Origin of the sequence: Actinacidiphila glaucinigra (assembly GCF_035918135.1) — a bacterium.
Lineage (GTDB): Bacteria > Actinomycetota > Actinomycetes > Streptomycetales > Streptomycetaceae > Actinacidiphila > Actinacidiphila glaucinigra.
The window spans coordinates 3,877,893-3,893,495 of the sequence record NZ_CP109144.1; the positions used below are offsets into that span (position 1 = coordinate 3,877,893).

Below are 15,603 nucleotides of genomic sequence, written 5' to 3' on the forward strand. Positions count from 1 at the left end.
CGTTCACGGGGTCGGCGCACGGTGGATCTGCCGGCGGGTGACCGTGTGGTCGACGCACCCCGCGAGGGCCTGCGCAACTCGTCCCGGCCGGCGCCGGGGGTCCGCGCACGTCTCACAGCCGGCTCACGATCGTCGGGTCCGTGATCTCCGTGTCGCGGGCGAGGAGCAGCGCCTTGGCGAGGATCACCGGCAGCATGGGATCGCCCTCGAAGGGCAGGGGGCCCGGGATCGCGCCGGCGGTCGCGGGCGGGACGACGCACAGATGGCGGTCGTCCGGGGACATCAGGACGTTGCCGGAGCCCAGATGGATCCGGTACGTGTGCCGGTCGCCGCGGACGCGCAGGAAGCGGCCCTCCACGGCGCAGCGGCCCGCGATGGCCAGACGCGGCACGAGCCGGGACACCACCTCGCGGCGGGTCTCGGCGCAGGGGGTCAGCTCGCCGGAGACATAGGACGCCCAGTAGGCGCGGAAGCGGCCGTCGGGACCGCCGTCCTGCCAGGTGGGGTCGTTGCCGATGCCGGCGGCGCCGACGAAGAGGTCGACGTCTCGCAGGACTTCGCTGAGGACGAGCGGCGGGACGTCGGCGAGCGGGAGCGGGTCGGTCCGCCTGCCGGAGGCGGGGCCGTCCAGTGGGAGGAAGCGCACCTGGTCCGTGCCGATGTGCGCGGGGCCGTCGCAGTGGCCGAGGTCGACCCCGCCTTCGGCCCCGTCTTCGTCCCCGCCGACGTCCTGGATCGGCAGCTCCGCGCGCAGCCCCCACCGCGGGAGTTCACGCGTGGCGGGCGGAAAGGCATGCTCGCCGGGCAGGGGCGGGCGGTACCGCCAGCCGCGGGCGGTGGCCAGCGCGGCGAACGGGCGCTGCCTCAGGACGTGGGGGGTGGCGAAGAGGCGCGCGGCGTCGGCGGGGCCGTACACCTCGCGGTGGGCCTGCCGGAAGGGCTGTGTGACACCGTGCCGTTCCAGCCACTCCCGCCAGGCCGTGATCTCCGCGCGCTCGCGCCCCAGCGGGTGCCACAGTGCGACGGCCCGGCCGCCGGCGACCGGGACCGGCTCGCCGTCGAGGGCCCGCAGACCGCCTTCGGCCCAGCCGCAGGCGACCCCGTCGACCGTCCACAGCAGGCGCCGCGCGAGGGTGCCGAGCAGCGGGTGGTCCGCGAGTCCCCGCCGCCAGACCGCGTACGGCAGGGCGCGCCGCTCCGGGAACTGCCGGTCCAGCCGGCCGGCCTGCGCCGCCAGTGTCCGGTCGATGTCCCTGACGGCCGTCCTGAGCCGCGTCAACTCCCCCGCGTGGTCGCGCCGCACGACTGCCGGGGCGCCCTTCAGGGCCTTGCCCGTCGCGCTCCGCCACCCCAGCACGGCCCGCCCGTCCCGGATCCTCAGCTCCGCGGTGACCCCGCCCAGCCGCTGCGCCACCCCGAGCCCGTACCCGGGCACGGCCGGCCCCTCGACGTCCCCCCACCCGATCACGCTCACCGTCCACCCCCATGCGGCGACCCCACGTCCCCCATCTCCGCCGAGCGTAGGACCGCCCTCTGACAACGCACCGCGCTTCCCCCGTTCGGCGCAGGCACCCCGGGTGCGCTGGGCCGACCGGCGTCCACGGCGGTGGCCCCGGTTCGGTTGTGGGGGGTCGCAGCTTGTACCGTCCCCCCATGGCCGCGACACCCCCCACACCGCCGCGACGTGCCGTCCTCGGGCTCGGCGTGGCTGCCGCGCTGCTTCCCGCCGGGAAGGCGGTCGCGGCCGGCAGATCCGTGGTCGGGGGCGAGCGGCTGGGACGGCACGGCGTACAGGTGACCGCGGGGGCGCCGAGCCTGCCGGAGACGAACTCCCTGTCGTGGATCGTGGCGGACGCCGACTCCGGTGAGGTGCTGGCGTCGTACAACGCGCACCGGCGGCTGCCGCCGGCGAGCACGCTGAAGATGCTGTTCGCGGACACCCTGCTGACCCGCTTCGACCGCGGGAAGCGGCACCAGGTGACGCACGCGGACCTGGCGGACATGGGAGCCGGGAGCAGTCTGGTCGGGATCGAGGCCGGCATCACCTACACGGTCGAGCAGCTCTGGCTCGGGGTGTTCCTGCGGTCGGGGAACGACGCGGTGCACGTGCTCTGCTCGATGAACGGCGGCATGGAGAAGACCGTCCGGGACATGCGGGCGCGGGCGCGGGAGCTGCAGGCGAACGACACGCACGTGGTGAGCCCGGACGGCTACGACACGCCCGGTCAGCTGTCCTCGGCGTACGACCTGACGCTCTTCGCCCGGGCGGGGCTGCGCAACCCGGACTTCCGGCACTACTGCCGCACGCAGGTCGCGCGCTTCCCCGGGGAGAAGGGCGAGACCTTCGAGATCCAGAACACCAACCGGCTGCTCGGCGACTACGACGGCATGATCGGGGTGAAGAACGGCTACACCACCAACGCCGGGAACACCTTCACCGGCGCGGCGGAGCGCGACGGGCGGACGCTGCTGGTGACCGTGATGCACCCGGAGTCGGGATACGACGAGGTGTACCAGGAGGCGGCCGACCTGCTGGACTGGGGCTTCGACGCGGCGGGCCGCGTCGAGCCGGTCGGAGAGCTGGTGCCGACGCTGAGCCAGGTGCGCGCGATGGCCGGCGGCCCGCCCGGCGACAGCCCCGGTCCGCGGCCCGCTGCGGCGGCCGAGGGGAAGGGGTCCTCGTGGATCGGCCCGGCCGTGGAGACCGTCCTGGTGGCGGCCGTCGCGGCGTTCGTCCTGGCGATCAGGCGCCGCCCGCTGCCGCAGCGCGCGGCGGCAGCCCGGGCGGACGACGCGCGGCGCCGCGGGCGCGGCTCGAGCCGCGCCCGCTGAGTTCGCCGTCCCACGGCCGGGGCACGCGGCTCACCGGGCGAGAATCCCGCAGGAGGCGACGGCCGGTTGCCGGCTACCGGGCGGGCGCAGCCGCGGCGGCCGCGTCTGCGGGAACGCTCCGGCGCCTCATGGCGGTCCTCGTGCTCCCCCGGCACCTTGTCGGTCCGGTCGGCGCGTGGGAGGAGCAGGGCGGGATCGCGCTGTGGACCGAGACCCGGGACTACGCCTACGCTACCGCGCCGGGCTCACTGACTCCGGAGAAGAAATGCACGCATTCACCTTGCTCATGGCGGCCTGCCTATTCGTGCTCGGATTGATCCTCGTCCGATTGACGGCAATGGAGGTGCTCAGGAGGAGAGCCGTCTCCCGCAACGGGGTCGCGGTCGAAGGCGAATGCGTGGACCGTACGTGGAGCCAACCGGGCAGGCCCCATTACGTCTTGATTTACACGACACTCGAAGGAAGGACCTTTCGCGCGGCCTTTTCGAGCACGGCACTCCCTCCCGGCTTCACCGGCGAGTCGACCGCGACCATAATCTACGACCCGGCGGATCCCGGTACGTCGATGACGGCCCTCGCCCTGCACAAAGCGATCTGGAGAAGTCCGGGCGACGTATATGCCGCTCTGGGTGGCGCGGCCCTGTGCTGCATCGCGGCATGGATGGCCATGGAAAGCATGTGATCCGGCCCGACCCCCACGCCGGGAACCTGGGCGCGCGACCGCGCGACGGCTCGGGCCGTCAGTTGCGGGCGACCCAGACCTGGTTGAGCTGCTCCTGGTAGTAGAACGAGGTCAGCCCGAACGCGGGCGCCAGCAGCAGTCCCTTGAGGCCGGAGACCGTGTCGTGGAGGCCCGCGCGGCGCTGGGCGCGGGCGATGCGGCAGCCGGTGTTGTAGACCGAGACGACGGCGGGCACGAGCAGCAGCGCGCCGAGGCTGACGGCGAGCACGGCGAGGGCGGGCCGGACCTTGATGCCGGGGTCGAACTCCCGCAGTTCCTTGTTGGCCCGGTAGTACCAGACGAGCCAGTACACGCCGAAGGTCAGCGGCCCCAGCAGCCATACGGCCTCGGGGCGGCGCATGTCGCCGGACGGCGTGGCGAGTCCCGCGCCCCCGGAGACGGGGAAACCCGGGAAGGGCCCCCGCGGGTAGGGCAGGGTCCGGTAGCGGTCCTCGTTGAACATGCTGCCCCCAGGTCGTGCCTTCGGCAGTGACGGAGCCGTTGCGTGCCGAGGAGAAGGTAAAGCTACTCGGCGGTTCGGCGGCCTGTCAGCGGGGAACGCTCACAAATTTCGCACAGGATGTCGGATCTTCCCGGATCCTGTGTTCAGTCGCCCTCGGCCACCACCATGACGCGTCGCAGCAGGTCGGAGAGGTACCGGCGTTCGTCGGCGTCGAGGGCCCCGAGCAGCCGGTACTCCTCGTGGCCGAGCACGTCCATGGCGCCGAGCCAGGTGGCGCGGCCGGCGTCGGTGAGCTCGACGTCGATGCGCCGGCGGTCGGTGATGGAGTGGGTGCGCCGGACGTGGCCGCGGGCCTCCAGCGCGTCGAGGCGGCCGGTGACGGAGGCGGGGGCCAGGTCGAGATCCGCGGCGAGTTCGGACGGGGCGGCACGGCCGCCGCGCCCGGCGAGGGCGTGCAGGGTGTCGAACTCGTGCCGCTGCAGGCCGAAGTCGACCAGCGACTGCTCGCGGACCTTGCGCAGATGGCTGGTGACGAGCTTCATGCGGGTGACGGCGCCCTCGACGTCCGGGTCGAGGTCCGGCAGCAGGGGCAGCCAGCGCTCCACGTGTCCGTCGGTCCAGTCCCGTTCCACCACGGTGTCCTCGGTGTCGGCGTCGGCATCGGCTTCCATGGCCCGAATCCTACGGCGGGATATATTTCGGTGGCGAATGGTTCGACACCGAAATACATTGCGGTGCCATGACGCCCACACACCCCCTCCGGCTCAGCGGCTTCCGCCTGCTGTTCGCCGGGCGCACGCTGTCCCTGCTCGGCGACGGGGTCGTACCCGCCGCACTGGTCATCGCCGTCACCCGGGCGACCGGCGACGTCACGGCCCTCGCCCTCGTCCTGGCCTGCGCGATGGTGCCGAAGCTGCTGCTGCTCCCGCTCGGCGGGGTGGTGGCCGACCGCTTCGACGCCCGGCGCGTGGCGGTCGCCGCGGATCTCGTACGCTGCGCCGCCCAGCTCTTCGTCGGGCTGGAACTGCTGGGCGGCGACCCGTCGCTGGCCCCCATCGCGCTCGCCGAGGCGGTGGGCGGCACCGCCTCCGCCTTCGCGATGCCGACCCAGTCGCCGCTCGTCGCCGGGACCGTCACCGACGGGGCGGCGCGGCAGCGGGCCAACTCCCTGATGGGGGTCGCGAACAGCACGACCCGGCTGTGCGGCCCGGCCCTCGCCGCGGCGCTGATCTGGGCCGCCGGCCCCGGCCTCGCCTTCGTGCTGGACGCCGCTTCCTTCGCGGTGAGCGCAGCGCTGCTGACGGTGCTGCGGGTCGAGCGGACCACGCTGCCGCGCGCGTCGATGCTCGCCGACCTCAAGGAGGGCTGGGACGAGGTCCGTTCACGCGACTGGTACTGGACGAGTCTGGTCGCGCACGCCGCATGGAACGGTGCGGCAGCGGTCCTGACCACCCTCGGCCCGGCCGTGGCGATCCACCGGCTCGGCGGCGAGGGCGTGTGGTTCTGGGTGCTGGAGGCCGGGGCGATCGGTCTCGTCCTCGGTTCCCTGCTCGCCGCACGGGCCCGGCCGCGCCGCCCCGTACTGGTCGCCAACCTGGGCCTGGCGACGTACGCCCTGCCGCTGGTCCTGCTGGCCCTGGCCGCGCCGGCCCCGCTGCTCATCGCGGCGTACGGGCTGGCGCTGGCGGCGCTCGGCTACCTCAACCCGGTCTGGGAGACGGTCGTCCAGCAGCAGGTGCCGCCGCAGGCACTGGCCCGGGTCACCTCCTACGACTGGCTGCTGTCGCTCGCCGCGATGCCCGCGGGCTACGCGCTGGCCCCGCTCGCCACCGCCCTGTGGGGCCCGGCGGTCCCGCTGGCGGTGTCGGCGGCGCTGGTGGCGGCCGCCTGCCTGGCGACCGCGGCGGTACCGGGGGTGCGGGCGATCGGCGTGGTCCGCACGGAGCCCGCCGCGCCGGTCCCGGTCGGCGACCGGGCCGCGAAGGGCTGACGGCGGCGCGGCGGCGCACCGGTCTCCACGGCCCCTGCGGGGGACCGCACTTCTCGCTTGAACATGTTCAAAAACGGGTCTACAGTCATCGGCAACGGGTTTTGAACACGTTCGAAAAGGGTGGGACCCATGGACCTCACGGTCGTCGCATACGTCATCTACCTGCTCGTCAGCGTCGCGCTGACGGTGTGGGTGGCCCGGACCCTCAGCCGGGCCGGCAAGGTCTTCCTCGAAGACGTGCTCCACGGCAACGAGAAACTGGCCGATGCCGTCAACCACCTCCTGGTGGTCGGCTTCTACCTCGTGAACCTCGGCTTCGTGGCGCTGTACCTGAAGAACGCCCACCGGGTCGGGAACGCCCGCGAGCTCTTCGAGGCGCTGTCGGTCAAGCTCGGTGTCGTCCTGCTCGTCCTCGGGGTGCTGCACCTGGGCAACGTGTACGTCCTCAACAAGATCCGCCGCCGGGGCGTCATGGACCGCGAGCAGGTCCCGCCCGTCCGCCCGCAGGGCTGGACCGCCCCCGCGCGGCCCGGGGCGTGACGGCGATGGACCGCACCCCAGCGACCGGGGCCGCTCCGGCGGCCCCGGTGCCGGTCCGCCTGCTGACCGTCCTGTACGACCCGGACTGCTCGCTCTGCTCCTTCGTCCGCCGCTGGCTGGAACGCCAGCGGCAGATCGTGCCGCTGGACCTCGTCCCGGTCGGCTCCGACGAGGCCCGGCGCCGGTTCCCCGAGCTGGACCACACCGCGACCCTGCGCGAGATCACCGTCGTCGGGGACTCGGGGCAGGTCTACCGGGACGACGCCGCCTGGCTGGTCTGCCTGTGGGCCCTGGCCGAGTACCGGCCCACGGCGCACCGCCTCGGCACCCGCGCCGGAGCGCCCGTCGCCCGGGCCGCCGTGCTCGCCGCCGCCCGCTACCGCGAGGCGCAGTGGGGCCGCGGGGCCGCCGCGACGGGCTGGGGCGGCCGGATGTACACGAGCGGCGATGGCTGGTCCTACGACCCCAAGGAGGGCTGGACGCACACCGCCCGGGACGCCGCCCCGCATACGGCCCCCGACGCCTGCGCGGACGGCTGCGCCCCGCCCGGTTAGGCTCACGGACGTGGAAGAAGCACCCCCGGGCACGGCCCCCGGCGCGATCCCCGGGACACCCCGGCCCCCCAAGAGCGAGCAGACGCGCGCCCTGATCCTCGAGACGGCCATGCGGCTGTTCGAGGAACGGGGCTACGACAAGACGACGATGCGCGCCATCGCCAAGGAGGCCGGGGTCTCGGTCGGCAACGCCTACTACTACTTCGACGGGAAGGAACACCTCGTCCAGGGCTTCTACGACCGCCTCGCCGCCGAGCACGAGGCCGCGGTCCGGGGAATCCTGGACGGCGGTGGGGACCGGGACCTGGCGGCGCGGCTGCTCACCGTGATGACCGCCTGGATCGACGTGGCCCGTCCCTACCACCAGTTCGCCGCGCAGTTCTTCAAGAACGCCGCCGACCCGGCGAGCCCGCTCAGCCCCTTCTCCCCCGAGTCGCACCCGGCCCGCGACGCGGCCATCTCCATCCACGAACGGGTGCTCTCCGGCTCCGACATCAAGGTCGACGCGGAACTCGCCGAGGTGCTGCCCGAACTGATGTGGATGTACCAGATGGGCATCGTCGTCTACTGGGTCTTCGACCACTCCCCCGACACCGAGCGCACCCGCCGGCTGGTCGCCCGCACCGCGCCGCTCGGCGCGCGGATCCTCAGGCTCTCCCGCTACCGGCTGCTGCGGCCGATCGTGCGCGAGATCCGCGAACTGCTCTCGGAGTTCCTCTTCCGGCGCTGAGCCGGCCCGCCGCCCGCGCGCCCGCCGGGGGCACCGCCCCGATCAGCCCACGGCGGGCTCGGCCAGCACCGCCCAGACCGTCTTGCCGTACCGGCCGCGCTCCCGGACGCCCCAGGTGTCCGAGAGCGCCTGCACCAGCCGCAGACCACGCCCCGACTCGTCGCCGTCGCCCGCGTCGCGCGGCACGGGGCGGGACTGGGCGCCGCCGTCGGAGACCTCGACGACGCACGAGCCGTCGGAGTGCACGGTCACCGCCACCTCGAACTCCCGCTCCAGGAGCGGGCTGTACCGTACGGCGTTGGTCGCCAGCTCCGACACGACCAGGACGACGGACTCGACGGTCTCGCCCTCCTGCTCCCAGCCCTCGAGGTGGTCACGTACCCTGTGCCGGGCCAGCCCGACCGACGTCGGATGCCGGGGCAGCCGGAACGCACTGCGCCTCAACAGGTCACTCTCCCCATGAGCGAACGCCCCCCTTCCGTTGCGCCATCCCTTACCAGTTTCGACACGGGGAATGCGCTCCGTGCCAGATTGTTCGCACTCGGTGAGAGGTTTCCGGCCAAATTCAGACGCGCGGCCATCAGGCCCGGGGCGAGGCGAGGGTCACGATCGTGATGTCCGAGGGCGCGCCCACGCGGACCGGCGGGCCCCACGCCCCCGCACCACGGGTCACGTACAACTGGGTGTCGCCGTACGTTTCCAGACCGGCCACCGTGGGGTTGGCCAGTTCCGCGATGTAGTTCCCGGGCCACAGCTGCCCGCCGTGGGTGTGCCCGGACAACTGCAGATCGACGTGGTGCCGGACCGACTCGTGGATCATCACCGGCTGGTGGGCGAGGAGCACCACCGCACGCGAGGTGTCCCGGTCGCCGAGCGCCGTCGTGTAGTCGGGGGCGTGGTCGTGGTCCGCGCCGCTGATGTCGTTGACCCCGGCCAGGTCGAAGCCGGCGAGTTCGGTGCGGGCGTTCTCCAGCGGGTGGACGCCCAGGTCGCGCACGAAGTCGATCCAGGGCGCGGCCCCGGAGAAGTACTCGTGGTTGCCGGTGACGAAATAGCTCCCGTCCCGCGCCCGGAGCCGGGCCAGCGGCTCGGCCGCGGCGCCCAGTTCCGGCACCGAGCCGTCGACCAGGTCGCCGACGATGGTGACGAGGTCCGGGCGGGCCCCGTTGATCGTGTCCACGATCCGCTGCGTGTGCGCCCTGCCGAGGATCGGGCCGAGGTGGATGTCGCTCACCACGGCGATCCGGTAACCGTCCGCGGCCGCGGGGAGCTTGGCGAGCGGCACGGTGACGTACTTCAGGCGCGGGCCGCGCAGCACGCCGTACGTGCCCTGGCCGACCGTCACCCCCGCGGCGACGGCGGCCGCGGCGCCGACCGTACGCGCGACGAACAGCCGCCTCGTCGGCCCGGCGGAAGCGGGCTCGGGCCGCGGCTCCGGCGACGCCTCGGACGCCTTTCCGGCGGGCTCGGCCGCGTCCTCGGCCGGCTCGACCGGTTCTCCGGCTCGGGCGGGCTCGGCGGCCCGCACGCCCCGGGACCGCTCCCTGCGCTCCAGCACGCCCCGCAGCAGCGGCCGTACGGCCTCGCCGGCCAGCACCGCCAGCGTCAGGTAGAGCAGCACCGCCAGCCACAGGTAGCCCGGCCAGGCCAGCCACCGTTCGGCCGCCAGCGGCAGCGCCCGCCCGCCGGTCAGCGCGCCCACGCTCAGCAGCGGCAGGACGACTGCCAGGACCGTCCCCGTCCGCCGCCACCAGCCGCCCGGCGCGGACACGTCGCGGACCAGCCTGCGCCACAGGTAGTAGTGCACCCCGCCGAGGAGGGCCAGGACGGCCGCGACGACGGCGACCACCACAAGGATCACCGGGCAGCCCGCAGCGCTCTGAGACCGCGGACGCCGATGACGCCGATCGCGGTGCCGAGCACGAGCGAGGTGACCGCCAGCGCCAGGTGCACCCAGAAGTACGCGGTGGGCGAGCCGTGGTCACCGCCCTCGAAGGCGAGCCCGCTGGCGTCCTTCCACAGGTTCTTGACGAACGTCGTCCATACGATCCAGCTCCACACCCCGAAGGCGGTCAGGAACCAGGACACGGGGCGGCTGAGCTTCATGCGACCAGTATGCGGGCCGCCGCGCGGCCCCCTCCCACAGGGTCGCCCCACCGCCCGCACAGCGGGCCGCCGCCCAAGACGCCCGTGGACACCGCCCGGTTGCACATCCGGCACGTGGGATCGGTCACGGCCCGAACGGCCCCCCACGCCTGCCGCATGTCCCGGACGGACTGTAACTTCACATCGTGCCGAACTCCTCCCCCCGCGCCGCGCGCCGTTCCGCCATGGTGCTGTCCGCCCTCGCACTCCTCGGCGGTACGGCCCTGACCACCGCGCCCGTCGCGCACGCGAAGCCCCCCTCCCCGTCCGCCACACCGACGCCGCCCGCGCAGATGTCGACGGTCGGCGGGGATCGGCTGGGACAGCCAGGCACCCAGGTCAGCCCGCTGACCGGCGCTCCCGCCCTGCCCGGGAAGCTCACCTCGCGGTCGTGGATCGTCTCCGACGCCGAGACCGGGCAGGTGCTGGCCGCCCACAACCCCCACTGGGAACTGCCCCCCGCCAGCACGCTCAAGATGCTGTTCGCGGACACGGTGCTGCCCAAGCTGGACAAGGCGCAGACCCACAAGGTGCTCCCCTCCGACCTCGACGGCGTGGGCGCGGGCAGCAGCCTCGTGGGCATCAAGGAGAACCTCACCTACACCGTCCACGACCTGTGGCTCGGGGTCTTCCTCCGTTCCGGGAACGACGCCGTCCACGTCCTGTCCTCCATGAACGGCGGCGTGGACGCGACCGTCCTGGAGATGCAGCGCAAGGCCGACGACCTGCAGGCGGACGACACCACGGTGATCTCCCCCGACGGCTACGACATGCCCGGCCAGGTCTCCTCGGCGTACGACCTGACGCTCTTCGCCCGCTCCGGCCTGCAGAACGCGGACTTCCGCGAGTACTGCTCGACCGTGCGCGCCCAGTTCCCCGGCGAGTGGAAGAAGACCAAGGGGAAGAAGGGCAAGAAGGCCACCAAGAAGCGCTCGACCTTCGAGATCCAGAACACCAACCGGCTGCTCTCCGGTGATTACGACATCCCGACCTACCAGGGCATCGCGGGCGTGAAGAACGGTTACACCACCAAGGCGGGCAACACCTTCACCGGTGTCGCCCAGCGCGGCGACCGTACGCTCCTGGCGACCGTCATGCACCCCGGCGAGGGCCACAACATGGCCTACAAGGAGGCGGCGAAGCTGCTCGACTGGGGCTTCAAGGCGGACGGCATGGTCACCCCCGTCGGCATGCTGGTGCCGCCGAAGTCCGCCATCGCGTCGGCCTCGCCCTCGCCCTCCGCCTCCCCCAGCGACAAGCCCCGGCAGCAGGTCGCCGCACCCGCCTCCTCCGGTGGCGGCGGCGGGGCGTGGACGGCCCTCGCGCTCACCGGCGGCTCAGTCCTGGTCGTCGCCGCCCTGGCCTACCTCGTACGGCGCCGCTGGCCCCTGCCGCAGCGGACGGCGAAGGCCGCCATCCCCGCCCCGACCAAGCCGGGCGACGACGCGGCCGCGAAGCCCGCGGAGGCGGACACGGTGAAGAGCGGCGCCGCGGAGACGGAAGCGGAGGACGACGCCGCGGCGACGGACGAAGCCACGCCGCCGAAGGAGGGCGCGGCCGAGGAAGGCACCGCGAAGACCGAGGCCACCGCGGACCGCCCGGTCTGACTCCCGGAGGGCGCGGCCCGAGCCGCCGTGTCCCGCTTCGCCCGCCGGCCGCGTCCCACTGGGGTCGACCCGAGCCGGAAGATCGTTCCCGTCGGTCCTGCGGCCCGACTGCGGCCGGTGGCACCCGCCACCGGCCGCAGTCGTCCCGTGCCAAGCGCACATGCCCCGGCCAGGGGGGCGCTCGACGGCGCACGTGCGGCTCGTGCGCCCACCCCGCTGCGACCGCCCCCTGCCGCGCGGACGGCCCGGCCAGTACCCAGGAACCAGGGAAACCGGTACGGGAAGGGAGCACGCCATGGGCATGTTGTCGGTCATCGGGCTCGTCCTCGGGCTCGTCGCGGTCGCCTACTGCCTCCGCTCGGCCTTCCGGGCCAAGACCCCCGCAGGACGCGCCGGCTGGCTCATCGCCGCCCCGGCGGCCGTGCTCGCCGGGGTCTACCTGGTGGGCTACATCCTGATCACCGTGCTGGTGCTGGCCGCCGCATGGTTCACCGCCGCGCATTTCCTGCGCTGAACCGCTGAGTTCCGGGCGGCCCCACCGGTCCACCTCCGTGTACACCCGACACCGGAGGAGACCGCGATGACCGCCACCACCACCGTCCCGTCCCGCGACCGCAGCCGCGGCCGCGCGGACGCCGCCGTGTGGGCGCCGCAGGTCCTGCTCGCCCTCTTCTTCGCGATCGCCGGCGCCATGCCGAAGCTGGTCGCCCATCCCTCGGCCGTCGAGAGCTTCGGCGCCATCGGCTACGGCAGTTGGTTCATGTACCTCATCGGCGCGCTCGAACTCGCCGGTGCCCTCGGCCTCGTCGTCCCGCGTCCGGCCGGAGTCGCGGCGGTGGCCTTCATCGGGCTGATGGCCGGCGCGTGGACCGTCCAGGTCGTCCGGTCGACCGCTTCGACGGCGAGAACGCGGCGACGCCGATCGTCGTCGCGGCCCTGATGGGCGTCATCGCCCGGCGTCGGCTGCGCCACGCGTGACGGCGTACGCCACGAAGTCCGCCCACGCCCCCGGCGTGAACGTCAGCCGGGCCCCGGCCCGGTCCTTGGAGTCCCGCACCAGGACCGCGCCCGGACCGAACGCGACCTCGACGCACGCGCCGCCCTCGGAGTTGCTGTGGCTGGACGTGAACCACACGAGCCCGTCGGTCATGGCCTCTCCGCCAAGTCGTCGATGAACCGCGCGGACTCCTCGGGGCCGAGGGCCTGGCGGGTGATCATGTCGTGGCGCCGCATGACGATACTGACCCGGGCCGGGTCCGCATAGAGGATTCCCGTGGTCTGCCCCTCCTCGTAGACGAGGTGCCGGTGTTCGGCGGTCTCCAGCAGCACGAACGGGCCGTGCAAACCCGGGTGGAGACCCCGGTCCGCGGGCATGACCTGGATGGTGATGTTCCGGGCCCGCCCTCGCGCCAGCAGCGTCCGCAGCTGCTCCCGGTGCGCATCAGGGTCCGAGAAGGAGCGCAGTGCCGACTCCTCCACCACGAAGCTGAACGATCGGGTGCCGTTGTCCAGCATCAACTGGCGTTCCAGCCGTGCCGCCACGCGTTCTGCGAGCGTCTCCTCGTCGAGCGGTGGCCAGTGGGACGAGAGCAACGAGCGCACGTAGGACTCGCTTTGGAGGAGCCCCGGGATGTACTGGCTCTCGTACCAGTTGACGGCGATCGCCTCGGCCTCGTACCGCATGTACTCCCGGGCGTAGGTCGGGTACTTCTCCGGGGCGAGGAACGCCTCCGCCGCCGTGAGCTTGCCCTGCGCCCCGCACAGCCCGTCGGCGACCTCAAGGAGCCGCTGCGTCGGGCGGCGGCGCCCCTGCTCCATCGACTTCACGGTCTCGTAGCCGTACCCCGCCTCGTCGGCCAGCCGCTCGCGCGTGACGCCAGCGTGTTCGCGCCAGAGCTTGACCTGGTTGCCGCAGTACCGCCACGCCATCGGGGGCGGGGACACGTCACTCGCCACTCGGGTACAACCACCCTCCGTACTCGCGCCGATACTCCCGACCGTACGTCGCGACCTGCACTTTTGAGCCATGAACGAGACAACTCCCCCTGTCGAGTGGTGGTTTTCGCGCCACCCGCGCAGCGTCGGCCGGGCGCGGGCCAGGCTGCGGGAACAGGCCCTCGTGTGGGGCCTCGCCGCCGGAACGACGGACACCGCGGTCCTGCTGCTCAGCGAGCTCATGAGCAACGCCGTCCGCCACGCGCGGGTCCCGCCGGGCCGGCGGATCGCCGCTCGGGCCGCCCTGGCCTCGGGGGTGCTGCGGGTCGAGGTCTGCGACGCGTGCGACGACCCGCCCGTGCCGCGGCAGGCGTCGGCGACGGACGAGTCGGGACGCGGGCTGGCGCTCGTGGAACTGCTCGCCGACGCCTGGAACGTTCAACCTCGGCCGTACGGCATCGGCAAGACGGTCTGGTTCGAACTCAGAGTGACAAAAGCATGCGTAAACAGTAGTGACCAGTGGCCGGATCTCGACGTAGGGTTCGCGCCATGGACAGTGACCTGGGACTCCTGAACGTCATCGATGTCGAGGCGACGTGCTGGGACGGCGAGCCGCCGCAGGGCTCGGTGAGCGAGATCATCGAGATCGGGCTGACCGTCGTGGACCTCGTCGCGGGCGAGCGCGTCGCCCGCCACCGCGTTCTCGTGCGGCCCGCACGCTCCGCCGTGAGTCCCTTCTGCAGCCAACTGACCGGTCTGACGCAGGCCGAGGTGGACTCGGGGCTGGACTTCGCGGACGCCTGCAAGCTGCTCGCCGTCGAGCACCGGGCGGGAACGCGTCCGTGGGCGAGCTGGGGCGACTACGACCGCCACCAGTTCAACCGCCAGTGCCGGGCCATCGACACCACGTACCCCTTCGGCAGCCGGCACACCAACGTCAAGACGCTCTTCACCCAGGCCCACCGCCTGACCAAGCGCCCCGGCATGGCGGAGGCGCTCCGGCTCGTCGGACTGCCCCTGGAAGGCCGCCACCACCGCGGCGAGGACGACGCGTGGAACGTCGCCGCCCTCGTCGTCGACCTGTCGCAGCGGGGCGCCTGGCCGGCGACGCCGGCCTTCTGACCCGCCGGGGCGGCTTCCCGGAGTCAGGCGGTCCCGGGCCGCTCGGGCCGACCGCGCTCGGGCTCGCCCGGCGGGTCCTGCCGGCCCTTCTGCGCTGCGGCGGCGGCCAGTTCCGCGCTGTGCGGGGTGGCCGTCCACGCCGCGCAGTACAGCAGGAGCTTCGCCGTGAAGTTGATCCAGAGCAGCAGCGCGATGGGCACGCCGAAGGCGCCGTACATGCTCTTGGTGGCCACGCTCTGCAGGTAGCCGCTGATGAGCAGCTTCAGCAGCTCGAAGCCGATCGCACCGATGAGGCTCGCCACGACGACATCGCGGCGGTTCGGGGTGACGCCCGGCAGCAGGGTGAGCAGGTAGACGAGGATCAGCAGGTCCACCAGGACGGCGATGCAGAAGCCCGCCACCGACAACAGGGCGCGCCCCGGTCCGTGTTCGTCGAGGCCGATGGCGTCGCCGAGACGGCCGACGGCCGTCCCGGCGAGGGCAGAGCAGGCGACGGAGAGCAGCGCGACGACTCCGAGACCGACCAGGACGCCGAAGTCCTTGGGCTTCTGCAGGAACGGGTTCTCGGGCTCGTCGTCCTTGTGCCAGACCGCCCTGAGGCAGTCGCGCAGGGCGCCGACCCAGCTGACACCGGTGAGGACCAGCAGGACGGCGGCGATGGCACCCACCGTGCCCGCGTTGTCGACGAGCCCGCCGATGTTGAGCTGGTCGGCGATGCCCGGCACCTGCTCCGCCAGCTTGCCCTCGAGTTCCTTCAGCTGACCGGGGGACAGCAACGCCGCGCCGACGGCGGCGCCGACGGTCAGCAGCGGGAAGAGCGCGACGAAGCTGACGAAGGTGATGGCGGCGGCCAGCCGCGTCCAGTGCACGTCCTCCAGATGCTCGTACGTGCGCCAGGCGTGGGTGCGCATGAGCCGCGCGATCCACGGTCCGATCACTGGGAGCCGAGTCAGCCATTCCATAC

At 72.9% G+C, this 15,603-nt stretch carries 20 protein-coding genes; 11 read left to right on the top strand and 9 right to left on the bottom strand.

Going from position 1 to position 15,603, the window contains the following annotated elements:
* Positions 1 to 112: 112 nt before the first annotated feature.
* On the bottom strand, positions 113 to 1,474 hold the full coding sequence (locus tag OIE69_RS17020; RefSeq protein ID WP_326572767.1) for a DUF4132 domain-containing protein: 1,362 nt from the start codon (positions 1,472 to 1,474) through the stop codon (positions 113 to 115).
* A gap of 179 nt (positions 1,475 to 1,653) precedes the next feature.
* Here OIE69_RS17020 and OIE69_RS17025 point away from each other — a divergent pair, with 179 nt between their 5' ends.
* Positions 1,654 to 2,832, top strand: a complete 1,179-nt coding sequence (locus OIE69_RS17025; RefSeq protein WP_326572768.1) for a D-alanyl-D-alanine carboxypeptidase family protein — start codon at positions 1,654 to 1,656, stop codon at positions 2,830 to 2,832.
* Between the two features lie 265 nt (positions 2,833 to 3,097).
* The gene (locus OIE69_RS17030; RefSeq protein WP_326572769.1) at positions 3,098 to 3,514 is read left to right on the top strand and encodes a DUF3592 domain-containing protein; all 417 of its coding nucleotides are present in this window, start codon (positions 3,098 to 3,100) and stop codon (positions 3,512 to 3,514) included.
* Between the two features lie 58 nt (positions 3,515 to 3,572).
* Here the strand turns inward: OIE69_RS17030 and OIE69_RS17035 are convergent, their stop codons facing one another.
* Entirely contained in the window at positions 3,573 to 4,016 is a 444-nt protein-coding gene (locus OIE69_RS17035) for a DUF4234 domain-containing protein (RefSeq protein WP_326572770.1), read from the bottom strand.
* Between the two features lie 143 nt (positions 4,017 to 4,159).
* Entirely contained in the window at positions 4,160 to 4,687 is a 528-nt protein-coding gene (locus tag OIE69_RS17040) for a MarR family winged helix-turn-helix transcriptional regulator (RefSeq protein ID WP_326572771.1), read from the bottom strand.
* A 68-nt stretch (positions 4,688 to 4,755) separates the two neighbouring features.
* Here OIE69_RS17040 and OIE69_RS17045 point away from each other — a divergent pair, with 68 nt between their 5' ends.
* The 4 genes from OIE69_RS17045 (at position 4,756) to OIE69_RS17060 (ending at position 7,830) form a co-directional block, all read left to right on the top strand.
* Entirely contained in the window at positions 4,756 to 6,006 is a 1,251-nt protein-coding gene (locus tag OIE69_RS17045; protein WP_326572772.1) for an MFS transporter, read from the top strand.
* Positions 6,007 to 6,135: 129 nt separating this feature from the next.
* Positions 6,136 to 6,546, top strand: coding sequence for a hypothetical protein (locus tag OIE69_RS17050; protein WP_326572773.1), 411 nt, complete (start codon positions 6,136 to 6,138; stop codon positions 6,544 to 6,546).
* 5 nt (positions 6,547 to 6,551) lie between these two features.
* Positions 6,552 to 7,100, top strand: coding sequence for a thiol-disulfide oxidoreductase DCC family protein (locus OIE69_RS17055; RefSeq protein ID WP_326572774.1), 549 nt, complete (start codon positions 6,552 to 6,554; stop codon positions 7,098 to 7,100).
* Between the two features lie 10 nt (positions 7,101 to 7,110).
* The gene (locus OIE69_RS17060) at positions 7,111 to 7,830 is read left to right on the top strand and encodes a TetR/AcrR family transcriptional regulator (RefSeq protein WP_326572775.1); all 720 of its coding nucleotides are present in this window, start codon (positions 7,111 to 7,113) and stop codon (positions 7,828 to 7,830) included.
* A 42-nt stretch (positions 7,831 to 7,872) separates the two neighbouring features.
* Here OIE69_RS17060 and OIE69_RS17065 read toward each other — a convergent pair whose 3' ends face one another.
* From OIE69_RS17065 to OIE69_RS17075, 3 genes are all read right to left on the bottom strand, one after another.
* Positions 7,873 to 8,277 carry an ATP-binding protein gene (locus OIE69_RS17065; RefSeq protein ID WP_089224374.1) on the bottom strand — a complete coding sequence of 135 codons (405 nt, stop codon included), beginning with the start codon at positions 8,275 to 8,277 and terminating at the stop codon, positions 7,873 to 7,875.
* A 133-nt stretch (positions 8,278 to 8,410) separates the two neighbouring features.
* Positions 8,411 to 9,691: a metallophosphoesterase gene (locus OIE69_RS17070; protein ID WP_326572776.1), complete on the bottom strand. Its 1,281-nt coding sequence runs from the start codon at positions 9,689 to 9,691 to the stop codon at positions 8,411 to 8,413.
* The gene (locus OIE69_RS17075) at positions 9,688 to 9,936 is read right to left on the bottom strand and encodes an SCO4848 family membrane protein (protein ID WP_326572777.1); all 249 of its coding nucleotides are present in this window, start codon (positions 9,934 to 9,936) and stop codon (positions 9,688 to 9,690) included. Before OIE69_RS17075 ends, OIE69_RS17070 begins: the two co-directional genes overlap by 4 nt.
* Before the next feature lie 185 nt (positions 9,937 to 10,121).
* Between OIE69_RS17075 and OIE69_RS17080 the strand changes: the two genes are divergently transcribed.
* The 3 genes from OIE69_RS17080 to OIE69_RS17090 all read left to right on the top strand — a co-directional run bounded on the left by OIE69_RS17080 (position 10,122) and on the right by OIE69_RS17090 (position 12,522).
* Entirely contained in the window at positions 10,122 to 11,582 is a 1,461-nt protein-coding gene (locus OIE69_RS17080) for a D-alanyl-D-alanine carboxypeptidase (protein ID WP_392567521.1), read from the top strand.
* Between the two features lie 295 nt (positions 11,583 to 11,877).
* Entirely contained in the window at positions 11,878 to 12,096 is a 219-nt protein-coding gene (locus OIE69_RS17085) for a hypothetical protein (RefSeq protein ID WP_018561246.1), read from the top strand.
* 66 nt (positions 12,097 to 12,162) lie between these two features.
* Positions 12,163 to 12,522: a DoxX family protein gene (locus tag OIE69_RS17090; RefSeq protein ID WP_326572778.1), complete on the top strand. Its 360-nt coding sequence runs from the start codon at positions 12,163 to 12,165 to the stop codon at positions 12,520 to 12,522.
* Between the two features lie 6 nt (positions 12,523 to 12,528).
* On the opposite strand, the gene OIE69_RS17095 is transcribed toward OIE69_RS17090, so the two are convergent.
* Together OIE69_RS17095 and OIE69_RS17100 are read right to left on the bottom strand one after the other, a co-directional pair.
* Complete coding sequence (locus OIE69_RS17095; protein ID WP_326572779.1) at positions 12,529 to 12,732, bottom strand: DUF397 domain-containing protein; 204 nt, start codon at positions 12,730 to 12,732, stop codon at positions 12,529 to 12,531.
* Entirely contained in the window at positions 12,729 to 13,538 is an 810-nt protein-coding gene (locus OIE69_RS17100; RefSeq protein WP_326572780.1) for a helix-turn-helix domain-containing protein, read from the bottom strand. The genes OIE69_RS17095 and OIE69_RS17100 overlap by 4 nt, the downstream gene beginning before the upstream one ends.
* A 70-nt stretch (positions 13,539 to 13,608) precedes the next feature.
* Between OIE69_RS17100 and OIE69_RS17105 the strand changes: the two genes are divergently transcribed.
* Both OIE69_RS17105 and OIE69_RS17110 read left to right on the top strand, forming a co-directional pair.
* Positions 13,609 to 14,091: an ATP-binding protein gene (locus OIE69_RS17105; RefSeq protein WP_326572781.1), complete on the top strand. Its 483-nt coding sequence runs from the start codon at positions 13,609 to 13,611 to the stop codon at positions 14,089 to 14,091.
* Positions 14,067 to 14,639 carry a 3'-5' exonuclease gene (locus tag OIE69_RS17110; protein WP_326572782.1) on the top strand — a complete coding sequence of 191 codons (573 nt, stop codon included), beginning with the start codon at positions 14,067 to 14,069 and terminating at the stop codon, positions 14,637 to 14,639. The genes OIE69_RS17105 and OIE69_RS17110 overlap by 25 nt, the downstream gene beginning before the upstream one ends.
* 23 nt (positions 14,640 to 14,662) lie before the next feature.
* On the opposite strand, the gene OIE69_RS17115 is transcribed toward OIE69_RS17110, so the two are convergent.
* A complete protein-coding gene (locus tag OIE69_RS17115) occupies positions 14,663 to 15,601 on the bottom strand; it encodes a YihY/virulence factor BrkB family protein (RefSeq protein ID WP_326572783.1) in 939 nt (312 codons plus the stop codon).
* Between the last annotated feature and the right edge of the window lie 2 nt (positions 15,602 to 15,603).